This is a genomic window from Stenotrophomonas sp. SXG-1, from assembly GCF_014083965.1.
Lineage (GTDB): Bacteria > Pseudomonadota > Gammaproteobacteria > Xanthomonadales > Xanthomonadaceae > Stenotrophomonas > Stenotrophomonas geniculata.
On the sequence record NZ_CP046588.1, the window covers coordinates 3,179,983 to 3,191,960 of the forward strand.

8 protein-coding genes are annotated in these 11,978 nt (G+C 65.1%); 5 read left to right on the forward strand and 3 right to left on the reverse strand.

What is annotated here, in order from left to right; genetic code table 11:
• The first annotated feature begins 45 nt into the window (after positions 1-45).
• From GOC52_RS14665 to GOC52_RS14685, 5 genes are all read left to right on the forward strand, one after another.
• Complete coding sequence (locus GOC52_RS14665; RefSeq protein WP_043401138.1) at positions 46-2,928, forward strand: TonB-dependent receptor plug domain-containing protein; 2,883 nt, start codon at positions 46-48, stop codon at positions 2,926-2,928.
• Between the two features lie 190 nt (positions 2,929-3,118).
• The gene (locus GOC52_RS14670) at positions 3,119-5,221 is read left to right on the forward strand and encodes a M13 family metallopeptidase (protein ID WP_043401163.1); all 2,103 of its coding nucleotides are present in this window, start codon (positions 3,119-3,121) and stop codon (positions 5,219-5,221) included.
• 242 nt (positions 5,222-5,463) lie between these two features.
• Positions 5,464-7,470, forward strand: a complete 2,007-nt coding sequence (locus GOC52_RS14675) for a M13 family metallopeptidase (RefSeq protein ID WP_191849759.1) — start codon at positions 5,464-5,466, stop codon at positions 7,468-7,470.
• A gap of 123 nt (positions 7,471-7,593) precedes the next feature.
• On the forward strand, positions 7,594-8,088 hold the full coding sequence (locus GOC52_RS14680) for a VOC family protein (protein WP_057503579.1): 495 nt from the start codon (positions 7,594-7,596) through the stop codon (positions 8,086-8,088).
• A gap of 76 nt (positions 8,089-8,164) precedes the next feature.
• On the forward strand, positions 8,165-9,748 hold the full coding sequence (locus tag GOC52_RS14685) for a phytoene desaturase family protein (protein ID WP_191849761.1): 1,584 nt from the start codon (positions 8,165-8,167) through the stop codon (positions 9,746-9,748).
• Between the two features lie 99 nt (positions 9,749-9,847).
• Here GOC52_RS14685 and GOC52_RS14690 read toward each other — a convergent pair whose 3' ends face one another.
• From GOC52_RS14690 to GOC52_RS14700, 3 genes are all read right to left on the reverse strand, one after another.
• Entirely contained in the window at positions 9,848-10,522 is a 675-nt protein-coding gene (locus GOC52_RS14690; protein ID WP_032128229.1) for a rhomboid family intramembrane serine protease, read from the reverse strand.
• A 93-nt stretch (positions 10,523-10,615) separates the two neighbouring features.
• Complete coding sequence (locus GOC52_RS14695; RefSeq protein WP_224329410.1) at positions 10,616-10,954, reverse strand: MGMT family protein; 339 nt, start codon at positions 10,952-10,954, stop codon at positions 10,616-10,618.
• Positions 10,951-11,871, reverse strand: a complete 921-nt coding sequence (locus tag GOC52_RS14700; RefSeq protein ID WP_053443833.1) for a DMT family transporter — start codon at positions 11,869-11,871, stop codon at positions 10,951-10,953. Before GOC52_RS14700 ends, GOC52_RS14695 begins: the two co-directional genes overlap by 4 nt.
• Positions 11,872-11,978 lie beyond the last annotated feature (107 nt).

Here is an 11,978-nt window from a genome sequence, read left to right on the forward strand (position 1 = left end):
CATACACTCCGTTAACCGAAGCATAACAAATGGGGGTCAAACAGTATGCGCAGTACCAACCGCCTAATTTCGCCAAGCCGCCTTCCGCTCGCCCTGGCAGTGGTCGCCTGTCTTCAAGCAGCACCGGTTCTGGCCCAGGAAGCAGCACAAAAGGAAGCCGCGGCGTCAAGCGCCTCCCCTGAAAGCAAGAAGGCGACCGACCTTGACAAGGTAACGGTCACCGGCTCACTGATTCGCCGTGCCGACTATGAGACCACCTCCCCGGTCTTCACCATCGACACAGAACGAAATGCGACCCAGGGACAGGTAAACGTCGCTGAGTTCCTGCAGAAGTCGGCCATTGGTGCCGCAGAAACCCAGATCACCAACCAGTTCGGTGGCTTCAACACCAACGGTGGTACCGGCGTACAGACCTTCTCGCTGCGTGGCCTGGGTGCCAACCGCACGCTGGTTCTGCTGGACGGCCAGCGCCCGGGCCCGGCAGGTACTCGTGGCGCCGTCGGGGCCTTCGACCTGAACGTGCTGCCGACTGCTGTGCTGCAGCGTGCCGAGATCGTGAAGGATGGTTCGTCTTCGATCTATGGTTCCGACGCCGTTGCCGGCGTAGTCAATCTGATCACCAAGAAGCACTTCGATCGCCCGGAACTCACCGTGACTGGCCGCGTGCCGACGGAAGGCGGTGGCGAAGTGTTCTCCGCCTCGCTGGCCAATGGTTGGAACTTCGAGAAGGGCAGCATCGTCGCAGCCGTCGAGTGGTACAAGCAGAATGAACTGACCCGCGGCGACCGCGACTACTTCAAGTGCGCTGAAGATCTGGTCTGGGACGCAGATGGCAACCGTATCGATCGTGTCGACCGCTCGATCATGGCCAACACCAATCTGGGTGGCTGCCAGAACATGCTGCACAACGTCGTGGACGTGACCAACAACCGTGTCACCACCCGCTACGTGCCCAGCCCGGACGGCTCCACGGTGGGCCCGTTCCCGGGCTACCGTCCGCGTGCCAACCAGACCTATGCCAACGGCAATCCGATTGCCACCTATGAAGAGCCCAACAACTTCCTGGGTTACGGCAAGTCCCACATCGTCAACAAACAGGAACGCAAGTCGGTCTACTTCGCGACCGACTTCGGCTTCGATTCGTTCAACTGGAAGACCCAGTTCCTGTACAACAACCGCACTACTGACAACTTCCAGTGGCGCCAGTTCTTCCCGACTGTCCGCCTGCCCGGCAGTGCCACCGCAACGGCACAACCAGTCATGCCGTTCAAGAGCATTTCCAACACGGAAGTTGACTACTTCTACTTCGCCAACAAACTCGATGGCCTGATCAAGGGCACCGACACCTGGGCCTGGGAAGTCAATGCCAACTACACCCGTTCCAACGGCAAGTACAGCACCCTTGGCATCCGCAACTCGATAAGCGGTGACCTCGGCCGCCCGGGTGCAGGTACCACCCCGGCAGCCAATTACTTCGACCCCGGCTACCTGAGCGGCGCCAAGGTCGATGAGCTGATCGGCATCCTCGGCGTTTGGGCCAACGGCAAGACCACTTACGATCAGACCACCGTCAACGCGGTGTTCAGTGGTGAACTGTTCGACCTGCCGGCGGGTGCGTTGGCTACTGCGGTGGGCTTCGAGTACCGCAACTACAAGATCGACGACAGGCCGGCGCCGGAGAACTACGATCTGTGGGGTTCGACCACAGCCGATCGCACGAAGGGCGATGACAAGGTCAAGGAAGCGTTTGTCGAGTTCGACATCCCGTTGCTGAAGGGCCTGCCCGGTGTTGAATCGCTGTCGGCCAATGCTTCTGGCCGCGTCTTCAAGTACGACTCGATCTCCGGCTCGGACAACGTGTGGAAACTCGGCCTGAACTGGCAGATCATTCCCTCGCTGCGTCTGCGCGGCACCATCGGCACGTCCTACCGCGCACCGGGCCTGTACGAAATGTACCTGGGCAATCAGACCGGCTTCCTGGCGCAGACGCAGATCGATCCCTGCATCCGCTGGGGTGAAAGCAACAACACCCGCATCCAGGCCAACTGTGGCGCGGCAGGCATCCCGGCCGACTACACCGCCGCTGGCAACTCCAGCGCTACCGTGTATACCCGCGGCGGCAAGGACGGGAACCTGACTCCGGAAACCTCGCGCGCGCGCAGCGTCGGCCTTGTGTTCACGCCTTCGTTCGCCGACCTGAGCATCGCCATCGACTACTTCGACTACGAAGTGCGCGATCAGATCACCTCACTCGGTGCGTCCTCCATCCTGCAGGGCTGCTACGAATCGACCACCTATCCGAATCGTTACTGCGACCTGCTGCGCCGCAATCCGAGCACCAGCGCGAATGCGAACATGGTGACCGAGGTGTATGCCCAGTACCTGAACATCAACCGCCAGCGCACCCGCGGCTGGGACATGACACTGAACTGGGATCATGAGTTCAGCTTCGGCAAGTTCTCGCTGGACTCGCAGATCACCTACACGGTGGAAGACACCGCAGAGCTGTTCGACAGCGCGGCTGCCAGTGGCCTGTCCTCGTCCGACCGTCTGGGTGACCTGGGCCGTCCGGACCTGGTTGGTAACCTCGGTTTGAGCCTGAAGCGTGGTGACTGGACCTACAACTGGTTGACGCAGTACATCGCCCAGACCAAGGATCCAGATCTGGACGAGAAGTTCACCTACCAGAACCGACCGAACTCCTACCGCGATACCACCCTGGAGAGCCGCTTCTACCACACCGCTTCGGTCAGCTACGACCAGGCCGACTGGCAGATCCTGGTGGGTGTGGCGAACGTGCTGAACACCAAGCCGCCGCTGATCTCCAGCAGCGTCTACTCGTCGCGCTACGGCAACACCTACCCGTTCGCCACCCAGTACGACTACTACGGCCGCACCCCGTTCGTGCGCCTGAAGTACAAGTTCTGATCCACGCCTGATCGCAGCACCCCGACAGACCCGGCTTTTGCCGGGTCTGTCTTTTCCGGGCAACGAAACGGCCCCCTTGCGCCCGGCCATGACCTTCGACACCCTTGCAGGGCAGGCCGGCGGCGTATTGTTCGGCCCACGGCCGTCCCCGCGGCCCTTCCCTGACTCACTCGGCCTGGAGGCCATCAAAGTGACCCGTACTCCCAAGATCGTGCTGCTGACCCTGGCCGTTTCGGCCGCGCTGGTCGGCTGCGGCAAGAACGAAACCCCGGCCAAGGACGCCACCGCCTCCACGCCGGCTGCCGCCGAAGCCACCCAGTACACCCTGGACGAGAGCAAGCTGCCGGCCTACAACGCCTTCCAGCCCAGCGATCTGGATGCCAGCAAGGACGCCTGCGGCGCCTTCGGCGACTACGTGAACAGCAAGTGGCTGGCCGCCAATGAAATTCCGGGCGACCGCACCAGCTGGGGCGCGTTCACCATCCTCGACGAGCGTTCGGTGGCCGTGCAGCACCAGCTGGCTGAACAGGTCGCGCAGGTCAAGAACCCGAACCACATTGAGAAGATCGTCGGCGACCTGTGGGCCACCGGCATGGACGAAGCCAAGATCAACGCCCAGGGCATCGAGCCGCTGAAGGCCGACCTGACGGCAATCGATGGCCTGCAGGACAAGGCCGCCATCGCCGACTACCTGCGCAGCAGCGCGGCCAAGGGTGACAACGTCCTGTTCGGCTTCGGCGCCGAAGCCGACTTCAAGAACTCGGCCGTCAACCTGGCCTACGCCAGCCAGGGCGGCCTGGGCCTGCCGGACAGCACCTACTACACCGATGCCAAGAACGCCGACAAGCTGAAGGCCTACCAGGCGCACGTCGCCAAGGTGCTGGAGCTGTCCGGCGTCGCCGCTGCCGATGCTGCCAAGCAGGCCGAGGACGTGGTCAAGTTCGAGACCCGCCTGGCCAAGGCCTCCAAGTCGCGCGTCGAGCTGTCGCGCAACGTCGAGCTGTACTACAACCCGGTCACCCTGGCCGACGCCGACAAGCTGACCCCGAACTTCAGCTGGACCGAGTTCTTCAAGTCGCAGGGCGTGGCCGCACCGGAGAAGTTCTCGCTGGCCATGCCGGCCTTCCATGAGGAAGTGAGCAAGGCACTGGGCGACACCGATCCGTCGGTGTGGCGTGCCTACCTGCGCTTCCACACCGTGGACAGCGCCTCGCCGTACCTGGCCGACGCCTTCGTGCAGGAGAACTACGAGTTCTACGGCAAGACCCTCAACGGCCAGAAGGAACAGAAGCCGCGCTGGAAGCGCGTGCTGGGCACCATCGAGAACGATGCCGGTGAAGCCTTCGGCCAGCTGTACGTGAAGGTTGCCTTCTCGCCGGAAGCCAAGGCGAAGATGGAAGAGCTGGTGAAGAACCTGGCCGCCTCGCTGAAGGAACGCATCCAGGGCCTGAGCTGGATGAGCGATGAAACCAAGGCCAAGGCCATCGCCAAGTGGGAAACCTTCACCCCGAAGATCGGTTACCCGGACAAGTGGCGTGACTGGGCGGGCCTGCAGACCCAGCGCGACAGCTACCTGGGCAATGTGCGCGCGGCCAGCGAGTTCAACTACAAGTTCAACCTGTCCAAGATCGGCAAGCCGGTGGACAAGACCGAGTGGGGCATGACCCCGCAGACGGTCAACGCCTACTACAACCCGCTGCAGAACGAGATCGTGTTCCCGGCCGCCATCCTGCAGCCGCCGTTCTTCGACCCGAAGGCCGATGATGCGCTGAACTACGGCGGCATCGGTGCGGTGATCGGCCACGAAATGACCCACGGTTACGACGACCAGGGCGCACGTTTCGGGCCGACCGGCAACATGGAAGACTGGTGGACCGCCGCTGACAAGAAGAACTTCGAAGGCCTCACCGGCAAGCTGGTCAAGCAGTTCGACCAGTACAAGGTCGACGGCCAGGCCGTGAACGGCCACCTGACCCTGGGCGAGAACATCGCCGACCTGGGTGGCCTGGCTACCGCCTACGACGCGCTGCAGAAGGCCTCCGCCGGCAAGGAAGATGCAAAGGTCGATGGCTTCACCCGTGACCAGCGCTTCTTCTTCAACTGGGCTACCGTGTGGCGCACCAAGTACACCCCGGAAAATGCCAAGGTCCGCCTCGCGACCGACCCGCACGCGCCGGCGCAGTTCCGCGCCATGGGGGCGCCGTCGAACCTGCCGACCTTTGCCGCGGCATTCCAGTGCAAGGCCGGTTCGCCGATGGCCCGCACTGGCGAGCAGCAGGTGGTGATCTGGTAAGCCACGGCTGACGCTGTTGCAGACCTGCAGAGGCCCGGGAATTCCCGGGCCTTTGTTTTTATAGGGAGTCTTTCATCCACGCATGGTGTGGATCCACTGTGCCTGTGCACGCCCACGCCGTTGGTAGATGCCGACCTTGGTCGGCGCACGGCACGGCGGAGCCTCCGTGATGCGTGCATGCCGCGTCGATGCCCGGCTTGCTATAGTGCGCGCGCCCTCAATCCATCACGGATTCGTTCCACATGCCCAACTTCCGTCCGCTTGCCATCGCCCTGGGCATCAGCCTGGCGACCCTGGTCCCGACCCACGACGCGTTCGCTGCCAAGAAAAAGGCTGCGCGTGCCCCGGCTGTCAGTGCCCAGTGCAGCGACTTCTATGACGCCACCAATGCAGGCTGGCTGAAGGCCAACCCGGTGCCGCAGACCGGCGCCACCACCGCGCTGGGCCAGCTGGTCGACCGCAGCCGCCAGCAGCAGCGTGAACTGCTCGACGCCGCGATGAAAGCGCCGCAGGGCAACGTGCAGAAACTGCTGGGTGACTTCTGGGCCAGCGGCCTGGACGAAGCTGCCGTGGAAGCAGACGGCTCCAACCCGATCGCCCCGCTGCTGACCCGCATCAATGCCATCAAGAAGGCCAAGGATGTGCCGGCGTCGATCGCCGCACTGCACCAGGTCGGCATCCCGGTGGCATTCAACTTCGGCCCGGACGTGGACCTGAAGGCGCTGGACCGTCACATCGGCTACTTCATGCAGGGCGGCATGGGCCTGCCGGACCCGGCGTTCTATACCCGCAGCGACGCCGACACCGTGGCGCTGATGGGCCGCTACCGCAACTACGTCAAGCAGATCCTGGCGCTGACCGGCACCCCGGCTGCCAAGCTGGATGCCGAGTCGCAGGCGGTGATCGCGCTGGAAACCGAGCTGGCACGCAATGCGCAGTCGCTGGCAGGCATCAACAACCCGTTCAACAACTACGCGCCGATCTCCACCAAGGAGCTCAACAGCCGCTACCGCAACCTGCAGCTGGATGCCTTCCTGAAGGCACAGGGCGTGGATGACGACCTGGTCTCGCTGGCCGACCCGGGCCTGTTCAAGCAGCTCGACGGCATGGTCACCAAGCTCAAGCCGGACCAGTGGAAGGCCTACCTGCGCTGGCGCGTGGGCGACTCGATGGCACCGTACCTGTCCAAGGCCTATCGCGACGCCGAGTTCGAATTCCGCGGCCGCGTGCTGCGTGGCGAAACCCTGCCGCCGCAGCGCTGGGAAGATGTGCTGGAGGCGATCAACGTGGCCGCCGGCCCCATGGTCGGTCGCGAGTACGCTGCCCGTTACCTGTCCGCCGAAGATCGCCGCCAGGCGGCGTGGATCGTCGACAAGGTGCGCGAAGTGCAGATCGAGGCGGTCAAGAACAGCAGCTGGATGAGCGCCGAAGCCAAGACCGAAGCGCAGGCCAAGCTGGCCGCGCTGAAGATCGAGATCGGCACCCCGCTGCGCGACCTCGACTACAGCGTGCAGCCGATGGGCCGCGGCTCGTTCGGCGGCAACATGCTGATTGCTTCGACCTGGCGCCATCGCGAGGAAATGAAGCGCATCGGCAAGGGCAACGCCGACCGTCGCTGGGACGTGCTGCCGCAGCAGCCGTCGCTGGCCTACGACCTGGCGCAGAACCGCCTGATCGTCACCGCGGCGATCCTGCAGGGCCCGGTGTTCAACGCCAAGGCCGACGCCGCCGACAAGTTCGGCAGCTTCGGTGGCCTGGTCGGCCATGAGCTGACCCGCGCGATCGATGCCAAGGGCGCGCTGGTCGACGCCAAGGGCGAGCTGCGCAGCTGGTGGACCCCGGCCGACAAGACCGCCTGGACCCTGCTCGGCAGCCGCGTGGCCGCGCAGTACAGCGCCTACGACTTCCCGGGCGTGAAGGGTGCCAAGGTCAACGGCACGCTCACCCAGGAAGAGAACCTGGCCGACATCGCCGGCCTGGAACTGGCCTGGGCCGCGTACACCGCGCAGGAGCCGAAGGCCAAGCAGGCCCAGCAGCAGGGCTTCTTCCGCGCGTGGTCGGCGTTGTGGGCGCAGCAGCTGTCGCCGAACGAGGCCGTGCGTCGCCTGACCGCCGACATCCGTGCACCGGGCCTGTGGCGCAGCAACGGCACGCTGGCCAACCTGCCGGCGTTCGGTGCCACCTTCAGCTGCAAGGCCGGCCAGCCAATGCAGCGCAGCGAAGCCGAGCAGATCAAGGTCTGGCGCTGAACCCGCTGCCACACGGGTAATGCAGAGGGCGCCTTCGGGCGCCCTTTTTTGCGGGTGCAGCACGATCCCGGGTTAACACCCGGCATGCTATCGCTGCGGCTTCGTCCATCGCGGAGCCCCGACATGGCACACAAGAACACGATCTGTGTCTGGTATGACAACGGCGCGCTCGAGGCCGCCACCTTCTACGCCAGTATCCTGCCCGACAGCGCAGTAACTGCCGTACATCACGCACCGGGCGACTATCCCGACGGCAAGGAAGGCAACGTACTGACCGTCGAATTCACCGTCTGCGGCATCCCCTGCGTCGGCCTCAACGGCGGCACCGCGTTCAAGCACAACGAAGCCTTCTCCTTCCAGATCCAGACCGAGGACCAGGCCGAGACCGACCGCCTGTGGAACGCGATCGTGGGCAATGGCGGCCAGGAGAGCCAATGCGGCTGGTGCAAGGACCGCTGGGGCATCTCCTGGCAGATCAGCCCGCGCATGTTGATCGAAGCGGTGACCAGCAAGGACAAGGCACTGGCCAAGCGCGCCTTCAACGCGATGATGCCGATGAAGAAGATCGACATCGCCACCATCGAAGCAGCGATCAAAAAGGGGGACGGAGGGGATTAAGTCGTTTTTCCCCATTGCCGATGACCCCATGCGAATTGCGACTTAATCCCCTCCGTCCCCTTTTCCCGAGGTGCTGATGTCCTGGGATGCAATCATCATCGGCGGTGGCCACAACGGGTTGGTCTGTGCAGCCTATCTGGCACGCGCCGGCAAGCAGGTGCTGGTGCTCGAACGGCGTGGTGTGCTCGGCGGCGCCGCGGTCACCGAGGAGTTCCATCCCGGCTTCCGCAACTCGGTGGCGTCGTACACGGTGTCATTGCTGCAGCCGAAGGTGATCGACGACCTGCAGCTGCATGCGCATGGGCTGCGCATCGTCGCGCGCCCCGTCAACAACTTCCTGCCATTGCCGGACGGCCGCCACCTGTTGTCGGCGTCCGGCCGCACCCAAGCCGAGGTGGCGAAATTTTCCGAGCGGGATGCACAGCGCCTGCCCGCATATGAAGCGCGACTGGAGATTTTCGCCGACGTGCTGCGTGCGTGGGCCCTGCGTACACCACCGGACCTGGGCGTGGCGGGTGGTTGGCGCGCACTACCCGCACTGTGGCAGATGGGCCGTCTCGGCCGCGAACTGGCAGCGCTGGATGCTTCGCTGCGGCAGGAACTGCTGGACCTGTTCACGCTCTCAGCGGCTGAATACCTGGACCGCTGGTTCGAGAGCGAGCCGATCAAGGCGCTGTTCGGCTTCGATGGCATCGTCGGCAACTACGCCAGTCCGTACACGCCGGGCAGTGCCTACGTGTTGCTGCATCACGTGTTCGGCCAGTGCAATGGCGTGAAAGGTGCGTGGGGCCATGCGATCGGTGGCATGGGCGCGATCAGCCAGGCCATCGCCGCCGCTGCACGCGAGGCCGGTGCGGAACTGCGCGTGGATGCCGGCGTGCAACGGGTACTGACCGAACAGGGCCGCGCCGTGGGGGTGGAACTGGCCAACGGCGAAACCCTGCGTGCACGCGCGGTGGTCGCCAACGTCAATCCGAAGCTGCTGTACGAACAGCTGCTGGAGCCGGCGCAGGTACCGGCTGCCACACGCGAGCGCATGGCGCAGTGGCGCTGTGGCTCGGGTACCTTCCGGATGAACGTGGCGCTGTCGCGGCTGCCGGACTTCCGCGCCCTGCCCGGCCCCGGCCCGCACCTGAGCGCGGGCATCATCATGGCGCCCAGCCTGGACTACATGGATCGCGCGTGGCTGGATGCGCGGCGCGACGGCTGGTCGCGCGAACCGATCGTGGAGATGCTGATTCCCAGCACACTGGATGACTCACTGGCGCCAGCGGGGCAGCACGTCGCCAGCCTGTTCTGCCAGCACGTGGCGCCGGTGCTGCCCGACGGGCGTCACTGGGATGATCGTCGTGAAGCAGTGGCCGATCTGATGATCGCCACCGTTGAGCGGTATGCACCGGGTTTCGCTGACAGCGTGCTGGGCCGCCAGGTCCTTTCACCGCTGGATCTGGAGCGCACGTTCGGGCTGATCGGGGGCGACATCTTCCACGGTGCGCTCAGTGCCAACCAGTTGTTCTCGGCACGGCCGATGGTTGGCCAGGCCGGCTATCGCGGTGCCCTGCCCGGGTTGTATCTATGCGGGTCGGGTACCCATCCCGGTGGTGGCGTCACCGGTGCGCCGGGGCACAACGCCGCTCAGGTGGTGTTGCAGGATCTCTGAAGGCGTGCCGACCAACGGTCGGCACCTACCGCGTCAAATGATCCTGGCCAAGGTGTGCCAATCAAGGTTGGCACCTACAGCGTCAAATGACCCTTCAGATCATTTGACGCTGCGCAGATGGTTCGGGCGCTTCGGCGGGCCGGGCGGGCGGCGCTTGTTGAACGGCGATTGCCCGCGCCAGTAGCGGATCAGCAGCCAGCCGAACAGCATGCCGCCCAGATGCGCGAAGTGGGCCACGCCTGGCTGCCAGCCGGTCATGCCCAGCACCAGTTCGCCCACACCGAACAGGATCACGAAGGTCCGCGCCTTCATCGGAATCGGCGGGAACAGCAGCATCACCCGCTGGTTCGGGAACAGCATGCCGTAGGCCAGCAGCAGGCCGAACACGCCGCCGGAGGCGCCCAGTACCGTGGCCGGATTCTCCAGCAGGGTACCCACCAGCAGCTGGCAGACACCGGCGCCAGCCACGCACACCAGGTAGTACAGCAGGAAGCGCTTCTCGCCCCAGGTCTGCTCCAGCGGCGCGCCGAACATGAAGACCGCCAGCATGTTGAAGAACAGGTGGCCGAAGCTGCCATGCAGGAAGCCATAGGTCAGCAGCTGCCACGGCTGGAAGTTGCCGCCCGGCGAGAACGCATCGAAACCCTGCTGCAGCGGTTGCAGCATGAACGGCTCGAAGGTCTGCATGCCGAGCAGGAACGGCTGCTGCAGCAGGAACAGGATCGCGTTGGCGATCAGCAGGGCCTTGGTGACGGTAGGCAGTCGCGGGAACATGGGAGCACCGGCATGGAACGGCCTCCATCATAGCCGCAGCACCGTGTGTTGTTGGCGACCGGCAGGCGCAGCCTGTTCAGTCGCCAGCGGTGCTCAGCCCGGGCCCCACACGGCGGCATCCAGCGCCGCGGCCGGATCGGTGGCCGGCATCCGCACCCGGCCGTTCTCCACCACCACACCTTCGGCACGCAGCCGTTGTGACTGCTCGCGCCAACCAGCCGACCCTTCTTCCATGGCAATGCGCCCGTCCGAACGCAGCACGCGATGCCAGGGCAGGTCGGGATCGTCGTTCTGGCCGAGGATGCGTGCGGTCAAGCGCGCACGCCCCGGCAGGCCGGCACGCATCGCCACCTGGCCATAGCCCATCACCTGCCCCGCCGGGATGGCGCGGATCACCGCCAGGATGCGCGCCCGCGCCTGCTCCGGCGTCAGCGCCGCAGGCGGGTCACCAGCAGTACGCCGATCAGCACCAGCACGGTGCCGGCGATCTGCGCCGGCCCCATCGGTTCGTCGAGCAGCCATAGGCTCATCACGATGGTGGAAACAGGGCCCAGCATACCGACCTGCGCGGCCAGCGACGAACCCACGCGCTGCACCGCCAGCATGATCGCCAGCACCGGCAGTACCGTGCACACGGTGGCATTGACCAGCGACAACCATTGCACCGGCGCCGGTGCCTGCCACAGCAACGGCAGCGGATGGGTCACCGCGAAATGCAGCAGCACCAGCACGCTGGCCACGCAGCTGGCGTAGGCGGTGAGGCGCACCGCACCAATGCGCGCGACCACCTGGCCACTGCCGAACAGGTACAGCGCGTAGCTGAGCGCACTGCCCAGTACCAGCAGGCTGCCGACGATGATCTGCCCGCCCTCGCGCTGAAGATCGTGGCCGAAGGCGAGCAGCACGCCGAGATAGCTCAGCACCAGCGCACCGATCTGCCAGCGGCCCGGGCGCTGCCGTGCCAGCAGCACGTTGATCAGCAGCACCAGGGTTGGGTTCAAGTAAAGAATCAGCCGCTCCAGGGTCACGCTGATGTACTGCAGGCCTTGGAAATCGAGCAGGCTGGACAGGTAGTAGCCGGTGAAGCCCAGCCACAGCACGCGGGCGCGGTCGGCCCAGGACAGCGGCTCTGCCCAGCGCGCAGCCCACAGTGCCATCAGCACGAACAGCGGCAGCGCCATCAGCATGCGCAGGGCGAGCAACGTGGTGGCATCGACGCCGTGGCGCAGGCCGAGCTTGACGATGATGGCCTTGCCGGAGGCGGCGATGGCGCCGATCGCGGCCAGGCCGATACCCCCCAGCGCGATGCGCGGGGAAGCGGTGGCGATACGGGAAGCGGGGCTGGACATCAGGACGACGGCGGGCCGCATAGGGCGGCCCGGAAACGCATTGGGGGGCGCCCAGTATCGCATGGGGGCGCCAGGTGCCCTGTAGAGCCGAGCCTGCGCTCGGCTGC

Coding starts and splice junctions, on each gene's coding strand:
- GOC52_RS14665 (WP_043401138.1), top strand. CDS start 46: ATGCGCAGTACCAACCGCCTAATTTCGCCAAGCCGCCTTCCGCTCGCC.
- GOC52_RS14675 (WP_191849759.1), top strand. CDS start 5,464: ATGCCCAACTTCCGTCCGCTTGCCATCGCCCTGGGCATCAGCCTGGCG.
- GOC52_RS14680 (WP_057503579.1), top strand. CDS start 7,594: ATGGCACACAAGAACACGATCTGTGTCTGGTATGACAACGGCGCGCTC.
- GOC52_RS14685 (WP_191849761.1), top strand. CDS start 8,165: ATGTCCTGGGATGCAATCATCATCGGCGGTGGCCACAACGGGTTGGTC.
- GOC52_RS14690 (WP_032128229.1), bottom strand. CDS start 10,522: ATGTTCCCGCGACTGCCTACCGTCACCAAGGCCCTGCTGATCGCCAAC.
- GOC52_RS14700 (WP_053443833.1), bottom strand. CDS start 11,871: ATGTCCAGCCCCGCTTCCCGTATCGCCACCGCTTCCCCGCGCATCGCG.